The sequence below is a fragment of the Streptomyces sp. HUAS TT11 genome, from assembly GCF_051553595.1.
Lineage (GTDB): Bacteria > Actinomycetota > Actinomycetes > Streptomycetales > Streptomycetaceae > Streptomyces.
Map to the genome: position 1 here is coordinate 1 of NZ_CP196187.1, position 18,782 is coordinate 18,782.

Here is an 18,782-nt window from a genome sequence, read left to right on the forward strand (position 1 = left end):
ATCGGTCACGTTCAAGCCCGGGGGCGACCCGTGGAGCCGACCGGACGTCTACACGGCCGTCCCGGCGGACGAGCCCGCCTCATGGGGACCGCCGTGTGCCGGGTGCGGCTACCCGGAACCCGAGCACGACCCGGTGCGCCTCTGGGGCCGTTCCCGAACCGACGGCACGGGCTGTTCCTGCTGGACCTACAGCGAGCCCGAGGCGTAGAGCCCGCGGAACGCCCCGCGGCCGCCAGCAAGACCCCACAGACGCCGTTCCCGTCTCCTCCTCCCCCAGGGGAGGCGGGAACGGCCAACCCGGCCAGCGCGCCACTGGCCGAAGACCTGCCGCCCCGACGCCCGCACCCTCCCCTTCGGCGAGCGCGGGGCGGCAGGCCCCAGCCCAACGACCCGACCCCTCGAGGAGCCGCAGCCCATGACCAGGCCGAGCCTGACCGTCGACACGCCCGCCGGCACCGTGCGCGCCACCGCCGGCCCCTACGAGGCCGACGCAGTCGTCTTCGAACTGTCCGGGGCGATGCGTGGCAGCGTCCACGTCACCGGTACCCACCACCCCCACCGCTGGGACCAGTTCACCGCCGTGCGCGCCTGTCTCGGTCCCGTCAACGCGTTCCAGGCCACCGCCCCTGCCGAGGACCTGCCGCGGCTCGCCCGCAGCCGCACGGGCTTTCGGGGGAGCTTGACCCTCTACAACGACGACGCGGCCCACCGCCCCGAGGTCACGGTGTACCCGATGGAGTCCGCCACCGGACACGATCCGTCCCAGAAGACCGCCGCGGCACTCACCGCCGTCCTGCACGCCTGCGCCGCCCACGTCGCGCAGCGCGAAGACCTGCCCGCGATCCTTCAACTGTCCCGGCAGCGGGACACTCCTGCCCTGCTGCGCTTCCTCACCTGGTCGGCAGCCAGCCACCAGGCGCAAGCGGCCCGTTTGGAGCGGGAGGCCCGCGCCGCCCACCCCGCACGGCGCGCTGCTGTGGCCGCCTGGTGGGTTGTCGCCCGGTGGTTCACCGCGCGCCCGGACCCGGTCCTGCTGCTGATGCTGGCCGATCTCCCCGGCTCGCTGGTCCGCACCGTCGACGTCAAGCAGTGGTGGACGCCCTACTGCCTCACCGAAGCCGCCCGAGAGCACGAGCACGCACGACGTGCTCAGGGCGAAGCCGAATCCCTGCGTGCCCAACAGCGGTCACGGCGTCCGGCCCGTCGCCCGCAATCCGCCGCGCATGGCGCCCCGCACGCGGCGCGCCTGGAACTGGAGGTGTCGTGACGATGCGCTGGTTGATGACGCTCGGAGAGCGCAACCGCCCCGATGCGCCGACCTACGCCGAGTGCCCGGGCCCGAACGAGGCCCGGGCGGTCGCCCTGGTCGACGACTGCGGCCAGCTGTTCCCCATCCTGCTCGCGTGGCGGCAGGCACTCGGCCACGACGTGACCGGGTGGGCCGGGCAGGTCGAGGCGGACGACGTCGAGAATCTCCCCCCGGAAGTCACCGACGACTGGGGGCCCGGTCTGCGGCTGGACACGATGCCGGGCGGCTACGTGCGGGTTTCGGACTACCGCGACCACGAACCGCCCGCCGCCGTCACCGCCGGCCCCCGCATGCTCATGCGCTGAGTCCAGCGCTCGCAGTCAACGGCCAGCGCTTCTCACCGAGAAAGCCCAGGTCAGGGGCGGGTTCACACCACACCAAATCTCACTATTATTGATGTTGCGGGAGGGGGCACTCCCCCGGCCCCCTCCCGTACCCAGGACCGATCGAAAGAGCCGCGATGCCTGAGGAGTTCACGTTCGCCCACAACATCGGATCGATCGGCTACCGAGTCCTTGACCGTCAGGACAAAAACACCAGCTACGGCATGGTGTGGCACGACCCCTACTGCTGCAAGTGGGTTGCGGAGTATCCCGGCTGCCGCCACTCCGGTCGCGGCCTTTACCGTGCGGACGACCTCACCGCTTAGCAGGCTACGCCTTCTGATCCGTAGCTCTACAAAGATCGGTCATCAGCTGTCATACAGGCTGCCGGGAGGCTTCTGATGACCGGTGTGGGGCGCTGCCGTTGCTGGGGTTGCTTGCTGTAATTCGCTGCTGTACCGCGACCTCTCCACCTCATCATTTCTGGATGTCGGCGAGGAGGGCGAGGACCTTGGGCCAGCCCTGCTCCTTCGCGACAGCGTTGCCGACGCGATTACCGCCCAGGGATGGGTCAACTGCGCCCTCCGCGAGGAAAGGGAAGGTTCCGACACCGTGCCCGGCCCCGGGGTAGATCAGCGCCTGGTACGGATACCGGTCCTGGGCCGCGTGCAGCTCCCCGGTGATCGCCCTGACGTAGGTCGGTGATGGCCAGTAGGGGTCCGCTGAGGTGGTCGAGCGGGATGCTGCCCTGGGGGATGGGATGCCCGTCCTTGGTCCAGGCGTTGCCCCCGCCGAATCCCTGGTTGACGTTGGACGACGGGGAGTACACGACGACGCCGTGGATCAGGCGGGGATAGTCCTCGGCGAGGAGCAGGGCGGGTTCGCTGCCTCGGGAGTAGCCCATGGCGATGATGTGCGAGGGGTCCGCGCCGGGCTGGGCCGCCAGCAGGCGGGCGGCGGTAGCGAAGTACTCCAGCGGGATGTTGCGCAGGGTGGCGGGCAGGCCGGGCTCGCCGAAGTAGCCCAGGGCCAGCGTCGGGTAACCGTGGGAGGCCAGCAGAGCCGCCTCCCACTTCATGCTGACGCCCCCTTCAGATCCGCCGAAGACCAACACGGCCGGGTGCCGGGGCGTGCCGGGGCGCGGCAGGAACATCTCTCCGACGACCTTGTCGTGGGCCAGGGTGAGTGTTCGGGCGCTGACTCCCTTGGCCTTGCCTTCGCGGGTGAGCGTGCGACTCGCCAACTGCCGGCCATGCGCCGTCACGGTGATCTTCACGGCGTACGAGGGGGAGGACTCAGGGGAATGGAGGGAGAAGTAGTCACTGTTCGGATCGCCGGTAGGGGGCTTCATCGACCAGAACAGGCCCATACCGTCGACCGTGTTGTACGTCCCCGACACCGGCCTCGTCGTGGAGAGATCAACGAGACCTTGATCGTCCGCGGTGAATGTTGCCTGACCGTGCCACACCTTGCCGTCGCGTGCGGTCGCCGACGAGCCGACAGTGATCTCGTCGTGCGGCACCAGACCACTGATCCTCAAGTGAACGGCCTGATCCGCCAGAGCTATCGGCGCATCGACCCCGATGACCGCCCTGCTACTGGCTTGCATCCCCGACGAGCATCCCGCCACCCCCCAGCCGATCACGACAGCCCCCATAAGGACCAACCCCTGCAACCGCCGTAACGACACGTTGCCCCCCACCACCACGAATTGATCCACCACACTGATCTTGAAGCGTCCGCCGAGTCAACCCGAAACAGCCGAAGGACAGCCTGATCGATGTGTTCGGCGAGGCAAGGCGGTGCTGCGGGCGACATTTTGGCAGTACCTGCGGGAGCGGGCGGACGCCGGGCAGCTGAAGGCGATCGAGGACGGCCGGTCGGCTGGCATGCCGTGGCTGCACTTCGCGGAAGCACTGTGCGCGACCCCCAACCAGGGTGCGTATCAGAAGGCGCGACGGCTGAAAGCCGAACAGGTCCGCGTGCCCGGCGAACGCCGTGCGCCCGGGAGCACGACAACCGGGCGGCCGCCGAAAAACAGCGGGCCGCCTGCCGCTGGTGCAGGAACGGCGCTTCCCCATTGCCTAACAGATCGGGGCTGCTGCGCGTATCACCGCACGTCCTCCCGTGCCTGGGTCCCGGCGTTCGCAGCGTCAGAGGGCGGTCTCCGAACTGCGGGCCCAGGGCCGGTACGGGCCCGAGCTGCGCGATGTCCTCCCCGGCTTCGTCGGTATCGGCCTGGCTGTGCTTGCGCTCGTGCTGCTGCTCATGTGGCTCTTTCGAGCGTTTGGCGTCGTCGGGTTAGTGGTCGGTTCCGTCCTCCTGGCGGCCGCCGGGACTGCAGGCAGGCACCTGCGCCGGGCGGTCGTCCGCCGGCGCGGCGGTCGGTACACGGCGGCGGAGCTGGCTCGGCTCGATGACCGGAGTCTGGTGGTGGCGGCTACGCGGATGCTGCGGCGTGATGGCTGGGAGGTGGTCGACCTGACCGCGCGGAAGGGGCGGCCGCGCCTGTACGCCCGGGATCGCCGGGGTCGTGAACTCGACGTCGCGTTCCGTCCCGTGTCCACGGCAGGCGAGGACGAGACCGTGAGCGGGCCCGCTCCTCTGCGGGAGGCGGGCCGCCCGGGTATCGACGGCCTGACGCGGGTCGTGGTCCACCGTTGCGGTTTCAGTCGTGAGGACGTGGTCTGGGCCTTCCGCCAGGGTGGCGTCCGCCTCCTCGACGGTCATCAGCTGCAGCGCTGGGCGGACGGCGCCAGCCTGGACGAACTGGGCGTGCCCGGCTGACGTGGTCAGTGCTTGTTTCTCATCTGTGAGCTCATCAGCGGGTGATCGTTAACGTTAGGGTTGCGTCCTGTGACGAGAGCCTGGGGACGGATGGGTCTGGGACGTTTGCTGCGCATGCCAGCATGTGCGGCACTGGCCGGAGTGGTCGTCGCAGCGACGGGATGCACAAACGGTGCGCAGGATTCGGCTGGTGACGACATGGCCCCCGCGGCGCGGACGTACTTGTCGAAGGCGCTGAGCATCATGGAAGAGCACTCTTTGCTCCGTCACCAGATCGACTGGGACAACCTTCGAAGCAAGGCGTTCTCGCAGGCCCGCGGGGCGCAGAAGCCCGCGGACACCTACGGGGCGGTCGAGTCGGCATTGGGGGCTTCGGATCGGCCCTGCCGCCCCGCTGGGTGATGGCGATCCGGTCGTGGCCCTTCAGGCGGGAGGACGTGGCGAGGCCGCGGCGGGGGCGGTGGCCGGTGAAGCGGTCGCGGAGCATCTGCATCGTCAGGGCGGAGTGAGCGTCGTCCGCAGTCGGGTTCTGGCACGAGGTGCCTGCCCCCACTCAGTGCTGAGCCGTCAACTCCGTTAACGCGCAATGCTGTTAACCAAAGAGCTATGGTGACCGTGCGGAACCACCCTTGGGCTCTGGGACAGTTCCGACACGTGGCCTGTACACGTATATGTTCTAGGGGTCCTATATACGGTTGACCTGCGGGAACGTGCTTGGCATGCGCGCGTCACGCCCACGGGTAGCGCCAGTCCCCAGCCTCGCCGGCCGCCGATTGGCCGACGCTTTCGACGGCCCGCGCCGTGCAGCACTGCAGGGTCAGGGGCCCCACGCTGTACCGCTTGTGAGCTGCAGATTTGCCCAGCGGCGGAGGTGGTGCCCTTCTTGAGGAAGCCGGTGTCGTCAAGGATGAGGATTCCGTCGGGCTCGCCGAGTCGTTCGGCTACGTAGTGCTGGAGGTCGTCGCGGAGTTCATCGGCGTTCCAGCGGGCGCCGTTGAGGAGCCGCTGAAGGCGGTCGGGGGTTCGGTGACCAGCATATTCGGCCAGTTGCCAGCCGTTTTTGCGGCCGACCGGGCCGAGCAGTCCACGGATGTAGTCACGCATCCTGCGACGGGGCTCGACGCGCCTGAAGCGGTGGCCGGTACGCAGGAACAGTTCCTCGAGCTCGTCGTTCCAGATCTCAACTGCACGCTCGTCGATCACGCGGGGAGGCTGCCCACACCGTTGCCATAATCAGCGGCGGCTGCACACAATCAAGGGGCGGCCCGGGAAAGAGAACACGGGCCGGGAATCAGGCCACTACACTCACCCCAACCGCCCCTGAACAGGGAAAACGTCAAAGTGCTGCTGGAGTATTAGTGGGGCGATCAGCCAACGTTGGTATATCCACTGGCGGAAAACCCGACTTTGGTTGTGACCTGGTGTTTTGCAGAGTGGGCAGGTCGGTGATGAAGTACGCGGCCGCGCCGAGGGTGCCGTCTGGGCGCGCTCGCGTTCCCGGATCAGGGAGCCGTGCCTCTCCAGCTCTTTCAGCCCGCTCTTGACGGCTGAGTCACCGTCGCGGCCACGGCGGACGATGTCGGAGACGGTCATCCGCCAGCCGTCCCGGTGTGTGGAGAGCAGTCCGAATAGGCCCTTTGCCTTGAAGGACAACTGGGTGTCGCGGAAGAGCCCGTTGGCGATCTGGGTGAACTGATCGGCCGCCATCACGCCCCGGCGGATCCCGGCAGGGAGGCTGTCGGCGTGCTCGGCCCCGGGGCCTTATCAGCTATCTCGCGCAGAAGATCTTTGTATTCTGAGTGGCCACGCACATAGCGGCAATTCCCGTCGGTCGAGTCGACGACAACTCCGGGGCTTCCACCAAATTTCGGTCTTCCATTCGGAGCCGATGGATTCACAGTTATCTGGAACAGATAGAGACCAGAGTTTGAGATTCCTCGAAAGTGAAACCCCCAGCTCGATCCATCAATCTCAGGAAAAGTGCGAGATCCGAATTCATGGGCAGCAAGTATGGCGGCTTCCAATGTGACCATCGTGCACCACCCCCGTGTCTACGAATTCCAGTGATCGATCATGTTCGGAAATCCTCTTCAGCCCACTCAGGTACGGCTCTCTAGAAGAAGCCGCCGGGAATGATTCACAGGACCCCGATTCCCCTAATCTCGACCAGCTGACGATCGACAGCAGCAACCTCTTCTCGAGAGAGCACGGGGGCAACCACTGCCTGGAATCACCGTAAGAAATGAACTCTTCTCGCAACTCTATCCCGCAGTGCTCCACATAGTCAGCCGCGTCGAGCCTCCAGAAGAACCGACCATCACGCACGCCTCACTGCACGTCGTAATCAAGGAACCCCTCGGCCACTCTTACATCGACGTCACAGCCACCGTCTACGCCCACGTCCGGCTCCGCCTCCAGCGAGACGTCATCGACACCCTCAGTACCGCACGCGGCGGCCATGAAGCCACGCAGACGGTTAGCTTCAACGGCGACGAGCCGATGCCGACAAACACCATGAGGCCCTAACGAAAGCTCTGGAGGGTGTCATGGCAGTGATCGTGGGCACCTCCTGCTGGCCCGCGAGTCGACGGGCCAGCAGAGAGAGCGCCTACTAAAACGCCTTAAAGGAGGCCCGCTCCTCCAACTTTCCGAATCGGGCCTGACCTGAGGAGAGGTCCACCAGAATTGGCCAGCAGTCCAGCAATTGGTTCTCGCCAGTGGCCAAGAATTGCGAGGAGTTGTACGGGGCGCCCCAGGCCCTCGGGTCGGGTCCCTTCTTGAACACAACCTTGACCGAGGCCTGGGCCGTTGCCGCCGAACCAACGGCCGCTCATGCAAAACGCTCGACTGGGGCCCCGGCCGAGCGCCTGCATAAATTGCTTGCCGCCTGATCAACACGACCACGTGTAGCAACAACCCGTAGAAACCCTCGACAGGAAACGGGCCCTAATATGCGTTGAATGCTATTTGGCCGGCTTGTCTCGTGGGAAGCTGTCCAGAACTGGCGCTCCCGCTGCGAGCATTCGTCGAACGACCTCGTCGTGCAGGTCGTCGTCGTCGATCAGAAGCATGGATTTGTCCCTCGGATCAAAGATGGCGAAGTCGTTCGAGTCAACTCCACCAATTCGAACCAGGACATTACCGTCAAACCCCGGCTCCCAGAGGTCTTGAAATTCTTCAATGTTCATCGCAACCACCCATTACTCATGTATTTTCCGCCAAACCGAACCGTCGACCCGTCAGGCAGCACGACTTCTGATGAGCGCTGCGGCGATCCGTTTTCCTTGAGGGTTTCCAGGGCTCTCATGTCCGCTCGACTTGCGTATGCCGTACCACCCGGGTGCGTATGGTAGATGAGGCGCACATCTCCTTCACCGGGAAATCTGACCGCCCGCGCCTTGCCGGAGTAGAGCCAATAAGATCCGCCACCTCCATTCCGGCCGTTTCCGGTCCGGTAGATCAGAGCAAATTCGACTCCGTGCTCCTCACTCAAATCGGCCATCATTTTACTGCTGAGACGGCCGGAAATCTTCACGCCAGCCCTGCCGGGGAGCTTTGTGAGGCTCAGCGCTGCGCCAGCTCCCACGGCCGCGCTCCCACCGGAGGCGCCACCTGTCGCCATTTCCGCGATTTCCGCGGCGCATACGGGAGCCGTGGCCAGGCATCCCCCGCCCAAGGCTACAGCGACCGGGGCGACGGCCACAGCCCCTGCTACGCCTGCAACGAGGCCGAGCAATACCTTCTGCCAGGTGGCGAGCTTTCCTGCGTCCGGAATGTCGTCGGCGTTGGGGTCGTAGTGCGGGTTCGTGCCCATGGCCCAGCAGGCGTTGCACTCACCGTCGTTTTTCTTGGGCTTCGGGTCGGGTCCCTTCTTGAAGGTCACCGTCGCCGACGTGACGCTCCCGTCCGTGCGGACGGTGACGGTCATGGTGCCGCTTCCGGTGCCGCCGCCGGACTTTGTGTAGGTGAAGGACTGGGTGTAGGTCTTCGTGGAGTGGTAGACCCAGCCGTTGCGACTTGGCGTCACCGAGACCTGAACGGCGTTGCCCTTGCTGTCGGTGCACCCGCGCTCGCAGCCCGTGTCCGGCCGCAGGCCAGTGGGGTCGGACTGGGTGACGGGGGTGTTGTTGGCGTAGGCGTAGCCGTTGAGGGATTCGTGGTCGTCGGGGGCGAGGACGGGGTCGACGGAGAGGAAGCGTCCGGTGGCCGGGTCGTACTCGCGGGCACCGACGTGGGTGAGCCCGGTGTTGGCGTCGGCGGGTTTGCCGAGGAAGCCCTTGTCGTCGGGCCAGGCCGATGGCGCTGCGCCGCGCGCCTCACCGAAGGGCTTGGTGTAACGGCGTGTGATGGTCTGGGTGGTGGCGTCCACCGTCATCGAGGCGGTGCCGTGGTGGTCGTCGACCATCCAGGACAGGCTGGTCTCGGTGCGGATGGCGGTGGCGTCGCCGGCCGGGTAGTAGCGCTGGGCGCTGAACTTCTTTGCGGTGGTGTCGTAGTGGAGTTCCTGGCCGGCCAGGTAGAGGACGGTCTGGTCGGGGCCGCGGCGGATGAGGAGGTCGCCGTTGGCGTCGTAGAGGTAGTCGGTGTTCTTGGTGCCTTCGGTGAGGTGGGCGAGTTCTCCTTCGATGTCCCAGGTGAGACTTTGCGCGGTGCCGGTGGGGCCGTAGCGCTGGGTGGTGTTGCCCTGCTCGTCGTACGTGTACGACTTGGCGGTGCCGCCGTTGACGGTGACCGAGGTCATGGTGTGGGGCTGGCCGGCGCCGTTGGCGTTAACAGTGGGGTACCCGTAGGCGGTCGTCGTGTTGCCCGTGGTCCTGTGCTCGGTCTGGGTGTCGCGCAGGCCGCCGGGCTTGTAGGTCCAGCTGGTCCAGTACGGGGCTGGGCCGCCGAGCGCGGACGCCGAGCGCGCGGTGGCGCAGTCGTTGGAGGAGGGGGTCCAGGCTTCGGTGAGACGGCGGTAGCCGTCGTAGGTGAAGCACTGGGTGTCCTTGCTACCTGTGTTGTCGGTGATGGACTTGACGTTGCCGGTGGCGTCGTAGGCGTAGTCGATGTCGCTGGTGTAGCCGGCGTTGGTCTGGTCGACGGTGTGGGTGTTGGCCAGGCGGCGGGTGCCGTCCTCGTAGCGGTTGAGGATCTGGAGCTGCTTGGCACCGGTGGAGGTGCCGAGCCTGGTCTCCTCGATATCGCCGTACGGGGAGTAGCCGATGTTCTGGACATAGTCGGTCATACCGTCGGTGCCGGTGAGCATGCCGAGGCCGTTGTACTTGTAGACAACGGCCTCGCCGGGCAGGCCGCCCACCGCGGGCATCGCCGTGGACTGGAGGGTGCCGTCCATGTTGTAGGCGGTGGAGGAGGTGAAGGTCTGCGGTGCGCCGGCGGTGACCAGGGGGTCGCTGGCGGCGATGACGGTCTTGGTGCCCGTGGAACGGCCGAGGCTGTCGTAGCCGGTGACGACCTGGGAGTAGATCTTGCCAGTGGTGCCGCCGACGTAGCGGATGGCCGCGGTCGGTTGCCCCTTGGCGAGGGTGTCGTAGGTGTACTTGGTCAGCTGGTGGGCGTTGTCCTTCACGCCGTCCCAGGTGCCGATCTTTCGGCCGAGCTCGTCGTAGTCGGTGATCAGAGTGCGGGTGGCTTTGTCGAGGGTTGTCGTGCTGGTCAGCGGCTGGTCGGCGTCGTTGTAGGTGGTGTCGACTCGGCCCTTGTCGGGGTCGGTGGACGTGGTCTTACGGCCGCGCAGGTCGTAGCCGTATGTCCAGACCGCTCCGTCCGGTCCGGTCATCTTCTTGAGCTGGCCGCCGGGGGTGTACTCGTACTGGGTGCGGGTGTAGTCAGTGCCGGTCGGGGCGGGGCCGCCGTACTCGCGGCGTTCGGTGATCCGGCCGCGGGCGTCGGCGATCGTGAGGGTACCGGTGCCGCCCTCGGCGGCGGTGACGGCCGTGCGGTCGCCCTGGTAGGCGGTCGTGGTGCGCCACTTCTCCTGGCCGTAGACCCGGAAGATCGAGTCCGTGGCGCGTCCGGCAGCGTCGTAGACCGTTTCGGTGGACGCGGGGACGGATCCGGAGAAGGTATTGGCCAGGGTGCCCGAGGGCGCGTTGTTGTCGTGGACCTGTGTGTTGCTGATGTAGGCCAGGCCGCGGTCGTCATAAAGGGTCTCGGAGATCACCCGGCCGCCGCCCGGTGCGGGGACCTGCGTCTGGCGGGACCGCAGCAGGCTGTCGAAGATCTCGTAGGAGCTGTTGTAGGTCTTGCCGTCGGCCTTGAGGGCGTCGGTGCGGACCCAGGTTTCCTTGTCGTTGTTGACGCTGTAGGTGTAGACGATGCTGGCGGCGTCCTCGGCCATGCGGGAGCGGTCCGGCTTCCAGACCGACCGCAGGCGGCCGAGCGCGTCCATGGACCACTCGGTGACGTTGAGGTTGGCGTCCGTGGTCTTGGTGGCCACACCCCAGGCCGGGTCCACCTCGGTGGTGGAGCTGTAGAGCTTGGGGTCGGTGGTGGTCTTGGACTTCAGCGGGCCGTAGCCAGTGTCGTCGGGTACGTAGGTGGTCTTGACCGTCTGGTTGACGGCGTTGGTCGCGGTGAGTGGACGGCCCAGCTTGTCGTAGGTGGAAGCGGAGACCCGCTGGTAGACCGGAGTCTTGGCCACGGGGTCGTAGCTGGCGACCCGGTAGGAGTTGGTGATGTCGCCCTTGGTGGCCGCCGCGCCCACCGCCTGGCCGTCGTAGGCCGTCGTGATGTCGGAGACGACGTCGTCGGGGATCACTGGGGTGGTCGCGCAGGATACCGAGTAGGTCTCGGTGCGCGAGACCGTGTTCACCAGCCAAGCCGAGGTGTTGCGTGCGTAGCTGGTACGCACGCACGACTCGTCGCCGGTCTGGGCAGCGTCACCGCTATCCTCGACGGTCATCGGCATGCCGTACGTAGTGTCGTACGTCGTCTTCTGCTTGACCGTGCGGGTGCCGGTGGAGGTCTTGCTGCGAGTGGCGGTCTCACCGGCCTGGACGATCCACGACTCGGTAGTGCCCCAGCTGTAGGCGTGGCTTCCAGTCTTGGCGGACCAGGGGGTGTTGATGGTGCCGCTGACCTCGTCGCTGCCGTTGTAGGCGATGGTCTCGCGGACGAAGCCGGCGTACTGGCGGGAGTCGTCGATGGAGGTGCCGGTGGAATCGGTGACCGTCGCCACCCGGGGGGTGCCGTCGAGTTCCTTCTCGCCGTTCAGGCCACGCATGTAGAGGGTGGACTTCTGGGAGCGCGGGCCCTCGGGGTCGCCGGAGGTCTCCACGACCTTACCGTAGCCGCGCCACTGCGACCAAGTACGGTTGGAGATCTTGGTCAGGCCCTCGTCGTCGGCGTAGGCCCAGCCGGCACCGCCTTGGTAGTCGTAGTACGTCTCGCCGGTGTCGCCGTGGCCGTAGGGGTCGTCTTGGAAAATCGAGGTGACCACATACTTGTGGAACCAGTCGGTGACCGGAGTCGCCCCGGACTGGGACCACTTGACCGGGAAGCACCGGCGGGTGTTCTTGTCCACGGCCGCCGGCATGCTGGTACCCCAGATGCAGTCCGGGTCGGAGTAGTTGACGGTAAGGGTTGAGCCGGTTTCGGACTTGATGGTGCGCACCCGCCACTTGATGTAGCGCAGCGTGTCCGGGCCGCTGCCCTCGACGTGGTTGGACAGTTGGATGCCACCGAAGACGACCGGCGGCATGACCGCGGTGGTGGTGTTGGCCTTGCCGGTGTTCTGGATGGACTTCAGCCACAGGCTCGCCGAGGAGGCATCACCTGTGTCGGGGAAGTCCTGGTCCAGGTGCCAGGTGTCCACGTCCCGGCGTGTGGTGCCGGTGCCGGTCCACACCGAGGTGGTGATGTCGGTGAGGCGCTTGCGGGTGAAGAAGGACGGGCCGATCTGGGTGGTGCACTTGGTGTTGGCCGCGCAGATCATGTCGAAGGGCACGTCGGGCCAGTTGGCCTTGGTGCTCTCGGTCAGGCTGGAGCAGCCGCCAGAGACGACGCAGCGCTCGGCATAGGTGAAGCCGACCTGCTGGGCAGCGGGCTTGGAGTAGATCAGGTCGCTGCGCAGGCCGTAGTCGATGCGGTCGAGGTAGCCGCCGCGGGTGTAGGCGGTGCCGTTGACGGTGGTGTCGGCATTCTTGGAGTAGTAGTTCGTCTCCGGGGTGTACCAGTAGGCGGAGGCATTGTCGTGGGTGTCGACGACGTAGTCGAGGTTCCAGCGCCAGGCCTGGTTGCAGGAGGAGTCGGCGAAGCCGGTGGACTTGTAGCAGGGCTCGCCTGAGTCGTCGCCGAAGACGGGGACGGTCCACACGGAGTTGGTGACCGGGTCGTCGTCAGCAGTGGAGGTGGTGCCCTTGTCGCTCCAGCCGGGCAGCCGTTGCTTGCCGAAGAAGTACTGGATGCCGGAGGTGTCCGTTACCTTCCAGTACTCGGTGTTGTCGTCGCCGTTGCCGGTGGCGCCGGTCAGGTGCTCGACACGGGTGCCGTCGTTATTCTTAAGCTTCCACGTGCCGCCGGACGCCTGGGACAGGGCAGCGGCGTCGCAGGCCGCCTTATCGGCGCAGGTGTTGACCAGCTCGACGGCCTTGCCGTTGAGGACCAGGGTGGCGTTGGCGTACTTCCAGCACAGGTCGCCCTTGCCGGACTGGCCGTCTTCCTTGCAGGAGGCGTACTTGCGCTCGATGTAGGACTCGGTGATCGAGAAGCCTTCACCGATCACCGAGGTCTGGTCGTTCTCCCCGGCCGTGCGGCCGTCCACCGAGGCAGAGTTGTAGGAGATTGACAGGTTCGGAGCCGGTCCGGCCGTCGCCGGAGGAACCCGCAGCGGGTAGTTCCAGTTGAAGTCACCCGTGCTGCCGCCTCCCTCCCAGGTCGCGGTCGGGGACAGTGGGGTGGCACCGTAGTCGCCTCCGCCGCCCGAACTCGCGGCGGCCGCCGCCAGCAGCACCGGGGTACCGGTGGTGAGGGTGCGGGCGGGCAGTGTGCCGGTCAGGGTCTGAGACCGCGCGTCATTGTCCGCGCCCGCCACCGGGGTCTGAGTACGGCAGGAACTCTTCTCCGGGGTGGTCAGCGCACACGCCGGAAGCGTCACCAGCCGCAGGCGGGGACCGAAGTTGCCGCCGTAGACATCATTGAAGGAGGAGTAATCCAGGGAGAGGCGGAGCCCGTCCGTGTCGTCGGCGGACTTCTTGGCGGCACCGGCCGGGTCGACGGTCAGCAGGACACCGTTGACGCCCGCCTTCTCCGCGGCTGTCCGTGAGCGCACGTTGACAGTGACCTGCTCCGCCGGGCCGGAGGCTTTAGCCTTGGACCTGCCCCCCGCTGCCCTGGCCTTCGCTGCCCCGGCCGCCGAGGCAGGCTCCTGGGCCAGCGCCACGCCCAGTCCGCCGACGGTCACAGCGGCCTCGGCGGTCGCTGCGACCTTGACCGTGGTCTTCCCAGCCTTCGGCCAGGCGGCCTTCTTCAGCCGGTCCCGTGTCTCGCGGGACGCGGGGGCAGCCTTGTCCTTCGGAGCCTTGGACGTGCCGGGCTTGAGCACGCCCACCTTGTCGATCTTCGCTTCGGGCCGGTCCTCCAGATGCTTGCGGGCTGCCTGGGGCTGGGCCTGGGCGATGAAGTCGTAGCCCGACGGAACCACGACTTGAGGTAGGAGGGAGACAGCGGCGACCAGAGCGCCTCGGCCAAGCCAGCGGCGTATGACCGCCCCTGGCATGCGTGGGCGGAAAGGTGATGAAGTCACGTTATTACCCCGGTTCTCGGCAACGGGCAGGAAACGCTCGGGTGACGGCGTCGACGGCACCCGGTAACACTGGATCTCGGTGGCGCGTCCGCACACGTGCAGGGCGCTGCAAGCGGCAGGGGTCAGGGCGGGTGAGGGAGCCGCCCTGGCCCGTTCCGCTCTACTGCTGTTCGGCGTTGTACCGATTGGCAATCGCGTCGGTGGAGGTGGCTCCGGCCCAGACACGGACGCTGTCGATCAATCCGGGGAAGTAACGCGCCGCAGCGCCATTGATTTTTGCCCGGCCGATCTCGAACGCTCCGCCGCCCTGCCAGGGCGCGGGGTAAGACGCGCCCTCCTCGTCACCCATCAGCGCGCTGTTCACGTAGAGCTTGAGCCCGCCCAGCGAGGCGGCGTCGTCGGGTTCGGCTGCCGCCTGGGCGTCGTAGACGACCGTCAGCATGACCGGCACGCCCAGTTGGGCCGTGGTGAATGAGGTGGACTCACGCTCGGTCCAGACCGCACCGGTACCGTCCTTGTCGGGGCGGCCGAACGTCCAGTGTCCCTGGGTGCTGCCGGCCGACTGCTCGTACCAGACACCCCAGGATGACTGGCTCGTGCCTGACTGCCCGAGGACTTGAACCGAATACGACTTGCTGGTGTCGGCGAGCTTCGCGGGGTCCAGCGTCACCCAGGCGGTCGTGGTGAACGAACCGGAGTCGTCGACGACCGGACCGGTGGCGGTGGCGTACGCGCTGGTGCCGTTCAAGGTCATCGTCTGTTTGGTCGTCACCTCTTCGCCGATGTCAGGGTCTCCGACGGTGTACTGGGTGAGCGCGGCCCCGCTAAGGGTCAGGGGGCGGGCAGAGCCACTGGTGTCCTTGATCGTGGTGCCGGTCGCGTTGGCCATGTCCGTGGCATCCCACTTGGCGACGAGCGCCGGAACGGGGTCGCCGGCAGTGCCGTCGCTGATGTCCTCGTCTTCAAAGCGGGCGTCCTGGACGACCTCCGAGTCCGCAAGGACACGCGACCATACGTGTACCTCGTCGATGAGCCCGTTGAAGTACTCGACGTAACCGGTGCTGTTGTGGAACCGGCCGATCTGGAGCGGTCCGGTCGCCGCCCATGGTGTGGTGAAGGCGATGGGAGCCCCCTGGGGACGACCGTTCACATACAGCTGCACGGTCTGTCCCACAGCGTCGTACACGCCGGTGAGGTGGGTCCATACTCCTGCCACAGGGGCAGCAACGGAGGTAGAGCGGCTCGCTGTCGGGGTAGCCACGTCACTGGTGTAGCGGGAGAAGGCGAACCGCTTGAGGCTGTTGGAGTAGTGCAGCGCGAAACCGGACAGCGTGGTGGCCTGCTGAGAGATGAAGGTCTGGCTTCGGGAAACGTCCGAGAGCCGGACCCAGGCGGAGAGGCTGAAGGACTTGGTCGTGTCCAATACCGACCCCGACGACTGGGCATAGCCTGCGGTGCCGTCCAGCTTCAGCGACGCAAGTCCTCCACGGCCAGGGCCGTCGTAGGAAGCGCCGCCGCCAGTGGACAGCGCATGGGGCGTGGCAGTGGTCGTGGCATCGTTGCCGTTGCCGTCGAAGTGCCACACGCCTACGGGCTTGGCGCCTGGATTGACGAGGAAGCTGTAGTAGCCGGTGAGCGAGCTGTGGCCGGCCGCGTCGTAGCCCCAGACCTGGATGGTGTTCTCACCCACCTGATCCGGGGTGATCGACTGCGTGGTGGCCGCGCCCTTGGCGACGGTGATCGGGGCGGAGACGGCGCCGCTGTTCAGCTTCCACTTGTAGCTGACGACGTCAGACTGGATGCCGGGCGTGGTTGGGTCGGTGTCCGCGGGGGTGAAGGTGAACTTGCCCAGTGCGCCCACCCCGCCTGCGGCCGGAGCGGTCTCAGCAGGCTTGTAAATACCATCCGCACTGGTCACCACCGGAGGCGGCGGCGAATCGGTGTCGACCCGGAAGTAACACCAGGACGACCATGCAGAATCCAGGACGCCGGTAACGCCCCGGTCCGTCTTGTAATACGCCTGCGTTTTGACGCGCATGCGGTAATCCGTCTGCGCCGGCAGCGCACTGGAGGTCGCGTCGCGGGTGGCGTTGTCGGCCACCCAGGCGCTGTCTGGCGAGGCCGCGTACCAGACACGGCTGGAGCCGTCAGCCTTCCACACCTCGAACAGAGCGCGCAGCTGCGCTTGGGCGCCGTCGGCCGACTGCACCGTGGCCAGCATCTTCGGGGTAGTGGAACTGGTGGCGAAGGGCAGCGTGGATGCGTTGCAGGCCCGCCCGGTGGTGCCCTGCTGGACTCCGTAAGAGGTCGGCAGATCCGGATTGGAGACGTACGTCACGGACAACTTCGCGTCGTTGCGGAATCGTGCCCAGGATGCCGCGTTGGATTCGTCGTGAGCGGTCAGTGAGAAGGTGATCTGCGATGTCTTGTTGGCGGCGTAGGAGGCGAGGGTCGTCGTCAGGTTCTCGTTCGTCTCGTCCGTGTTGTCGCTGAAGCGCACCCAGTTCGCCGGCTGGGACGGGTCGCACAGGGACCCTCGCCCGTTGGCGACATTGCGGTCGCCCATCAAATCCACCCCGGTGGGGCGGGACGACCAGGTGGTGCTGGAGGAGATGCTCTTGTCTACGCGGCTCAGGTCATACCAGTGGGGATCGCAGGTGAACGTCCATACCTGGTACACCTCCATCGTCGCATCCAAGACCTTCTTGCCGTGGATCGACGAGAGCGGGTACTCGAAGTACATGCGCTGGGTGTACGGGCTGCTGGCGCAGAGGTAGCCGGCGTAGTTGGAGCAGCGGCCCACGCCCTTGTCCCCATCGAACTCCCAGTACTTGGTGCCGTTAGAGGCCAACGCCGTCCAGTCGCCCAGCACGATGCCCTTGGTCGGCGGGTCGATGTAGAGCGGGAAAACAGTGTTCTCACCGTGCAGCAGAGCCGGATCCGGCGTGACCTCCAGGGCAGTACCGGTAATTTTGAGCGGGAGTTCGGCTGCCGCGTCACCACTGCCAGGGCCCTCGGTGGGAGCGGGCTCGCCCTTGGCATCGGGCAGCAACGTCGCGTCCTCGGCCCCGGAGTCCGCGGAAGCGGCGCGCATCAGCTGGCTGCTGACACCGGACGGGGCGGCCGGGGTGTCACCGGCCGAGTCCCACATCCGCCCCGCCGGGCTCTCGAAGACCGGCGTGCCCTCCTTGTCGCGGGCGACAAAACCGCCGTCGGCGGTCGGGGCGATGTCCAGCCCGCTACCGGTGACGGTCATCCTGATCGTCGCGAGCGCCGGGTTCTTGGCCGCCTCCGCTGTCTTGACCACGAGCACCGAGGTGTAACCGGTGCTCAGTGCGGTCAGCCGCAGATCGACGTCGGGAAGGACTTCCGGGTAGGTGGCGATGGCGCCATCGAGCCGCGGCTCGGGGAGCGTGGTGGGCCAGCCGAGCTTCAGCTTGCGCCCCTCGTCCTCCAGCGTGACCAACCCGGCACCGCTGCCGCCGCCCGAGAAGGTGAGGTCGGCGGTCGTGTTCTTCGCTCGTACGGAGCCGTCGGCCTCGCGCGCGAGGGTGGTATCGATGGGAGCCCAAGTGCCATCGTCCTTGCGGGCACGGACCGGGGCGGCGTTCATCTCCTGGGTGAAGGTGCCATCTGGATTGGCGAACACCTGGGAGGAGTCGGTGGTCACAGCGTCCACAGCCACGCGTTGACCTGTCTTCGCGGCGAGAGCGCTCGCCTTCGATTCCGGAGTGCTGCCGGTCGCTGTCGTGGTCGGAGCATCATCGGCGAGCGCCAGCGTCGCTGTTAGGCCGCCAGCAGCTGGAACCATGCCCCCCAGGAGTGCGAAGAGTGTCGCTCCGCTTCGCACCATCTGGCGCCAGCCGTACCGCCGTTGTCGCGTGAACACGCCCCCACCCCGTTCTTAACTTCTTCTTAAAAAAGAGCTGTGAAGATCATGTGTATGACAAGTAAGTAGGTCAATGGTGTCGTGCGTCACACATAGCCGCTCCCTCGCGAGCCACCGCGCAATGCGGATCGGGCCGAAGATGCCCAACCCAGGACTTCTCGGCTAACTTTCCGTCAACTAAGCCCGGGGCCCTACGCGGTGAAGCGGACTGAAGTGGACAATCCGCTTCTAACGGCAAAGAGCAGCGGCGAGTCCGCGAAATGTCGGTAGTTGCGGGGATCGTGCCCGAGCGAGAGCCGAGACGGCGGCAGTCCGACGGGTCAGGATCTGATCCGCTCGATGGCCCAGAGTCGGCACGCGTCGGCCGTCACGCGATCCCGGCCTATGGAAGCGCCTAGTGTCAAGACGGGCGCCTCCCATGGGCCCACACGCCTTCGGCCGCCGCCCTGACTTTCGGAGTCATACCCAAGGCCCAAGGCCTGCTCGAAGAAGCTGAGCATTGGATCCGGAAGGCCGAGGCGGGCGGGCAGAAATCCGCCGTTCGCGAGCTGGGCATACTTTTGCATGATTCCGGCCGGACTCAGGAGGCCGAGCAATGGCTACTCAAAGCGGCTAACGCGGGCGACGCGGACGCTGCCGGGTTCCTCGGTCTCCAGCTCAAGGAGCAAGGACGGTTACAGGAAGCCGCCTCGCTGCTCTACAAGGCAATGCGAGGTGGATACTCCATCG

At 66.5% G+C, this 18,782-nt stretch carries 12 protein-coding genes; 6 read left to right on the forward strand and 6 right to left on the reverse strand.

Annotated elements, in window-relative coordinates:
• From ACSHXN_RS46865 to ACSHXN_RS46880, 4 genes are all read left to right on the forward strand, one after another.
• The coding region (locus ACSHXN_RS46865; RefSeq protein ID WP_438306994.1) for a hypothetical protein at positions 1-208 on the forward strand (208 nt) is incomplete at its 5' end.
• 207 nt (positions 209-415) lie between these two features.
• Positions 416-1,267, forward strand: coding sequence for a hypothetical protein (locus tag ACSHXN_RS46870; RefSeq protein ID WP_438306995.1), 852 nt, complete (start codon positions 416-418; stop codon positions 1,265-1,267).
• Between the two features lie 2 nt (positions 1,268-1,269).
• On the forward strand, positions 1,270-1,614 hold the full coding sequence (locus tag ACSHXN_RS46875; protein ID WP_438306996.1) for a hypothetical protein: 345 nt from the start codon (positions 1,270-1,272) through the stop codon (positions 1,612-1,614).
• A gap of 155 nt (positions 1,615-1,769) precedes the next feature.
• Positions 1,770-1,958, forward strand: a complete 189-nt coding sequence (locus ACSHXN_RS46880; protein WP_438306997.1) for a hypothetical protein — start codon at positions 1,770-1,772, stop codon at positions 1,956-1,958.
• Positions 1,959-2,203: 245 nt separating this feature from the next.
• Here ACSHXN_RS46880 and ACSHXN_RS46885 read toward each other — a convergent pair whose 3' ends face one another.
• The gene (locus ACSHXN_RS46885; protein ID WP_438306998.1) at positions 2,204-3,154 is read right to left on the reverse strand and encodes an acyl-CoA thioesterase/BAAT N-terminal domain-containing protein; all 951 of its coding nucleotides are present in this window, start codon (positions 3,152-3,154) and stop codon (positions 2,204-2,206) included.
• 605 nt (positions 3,155-3,759) lie between these two features.
• Between ACSHXN_RS46885 and ACSHXN_RS46890 the strand changes: the two genes are divergently transcribed.
• Positions 3,760-4,419 (forward strand): hypothetical protein, encoded by a 660-nt coding sequence (locus ACSHXN_RS46890; protein WP_438306999.1) that lies wholly within the window; start codon positions 3,760-3,762, stop codon positions 4,417-4,419.
• A 576-nt stretch (positions 4,420-4,995) separates the two neighbouring features.
• Here ACSHXN_RS46890 and ACSHXN_RS46895 read toward each other — a convergent pair.
• Positions 4,996-5,598 carry a transposase gene (locus ACSHXN_RS46895; RefSeq protein ID WP_438307104.1) on the reverse strand — a complete coding sequence of 201 codons (603 nt, stop codon included), beginning with the start codon at positions 5,596-5,598 and terminating at the stop codon, positions 4,996-4,998.
• Positions 5,599-5,724: 126 nt separating this feature from the next.
• Positions 5,725-6,129: a hypothetical protein gene (locus ACSHXN_RS46900; protein ID WP_438307000.1), complete on the reverse strand. Its 405-nt coding sequence runs from the start codon at positions 6,127-6,129 to the stop codon at positions 5,725-5,727.
• A gap of 561 nt (positions 6,130-6,690) precedes the next feature.
• Between ACSHXN_RS46900 and ACSHXN_RS46905 the strand changes: the two genes are divergently transcribed.
• Entirely contained in the window at positions 6,691-6,945 is a 255-nt protein-coding gene (locus tag ACSHXN_RS46905; RefSeq protein WP_438307001.1) for a hypothetical protein, read from the forward strand.
• 437 nt (positions 6,946-7,382) lie between these two features.
• On the opposite strand, the gene ACSHXN_RS46910 is transcribed toward ACSHXN_RS46905, so the two are convergent.
• The 3 genes from ACSHXN_RS46910 to ACSHXN_RS46920 form a co-directional block, all read right to left on the reverse strand.
• Positions 7,383-7,607 (reverse strand): hypothetical protein, encoded by a 225-nt coding sequence (locus ACSHXN_RS46910; RefSeq protein ID WP_438307002.1) that lies wholly within the window; start codon positions 7,605-7,607, stop codon positions 7,383-7,385.
• Positions 7,604-14,137: an RHS repeat domain-containing protein gene (locus ACSHXN_RS46915; protein ID WP_438307003.1), complete on the reverse strand. Its 6,534-nt coding sequence runs from the start codon at positions 14,135-14,137 to the stop codon at positions 7,604-7,606. The genes ACSHXN_RS46910 and ACSHXN_RS46915 overlap by 4 nt, the downstream gene beginning before the upstream one ends.
• 187 nt (positions 14,138-14,324) lie before the next feature.
• Entirely contained in the window at positions 14,325-17,849 is a 3,525-nt protein-coding gene (locus ACSHXN_RS46920) for a LamG-like jellyroll fold domain-containing protein (RefSeq protein ID WP_438307004.1), read from the reverse strand.
• Between the last annotated feature and the right edge of the window lie 933 nt (positions 17,850-18,782).

Excerpts from the sequence above, each read along its gene's own strand:
- ACSHXN_RS46880 (WP_438306997.1), top strand. The coding sequence starts at position 1,770 with ATGCCTGAGGAGTTCACGTTCGCCCACAACATCGGATCGATCGGCTAC.
- ACSHXN_RS46870 (WP_438306995.1), top strand. The coding sequence starts at position 416 with ATGACCAGGCCGAGCCTGACCGTCGACACGCCCGCCGGCACCGTGCGC.
- ACSHXN_RS46875 (WP_438306996.1), top strand. The coding sequence starts at position 1,270 with ATGCGCTGGTTGATGACGCTCGGAGAGCGCAACCGCCCCGATGCGCCG.
- ACSHXN_RS46910 (WP_438307002.1), bottom strand. The coding sequence starts at position 7,607 with ATGAACATTGAAGAATTTCAAGACCTCTGGGAGCCGGGGTTTGACGGT.
- ACSHXN_RS46915 (WP_438307003.1), bottom strand. The coding sequence starts at position 14,137 with ATGCCAGGGGCGGTCATACGCCGCTGGCTTGGCCGAGGCGCTCTGGTC.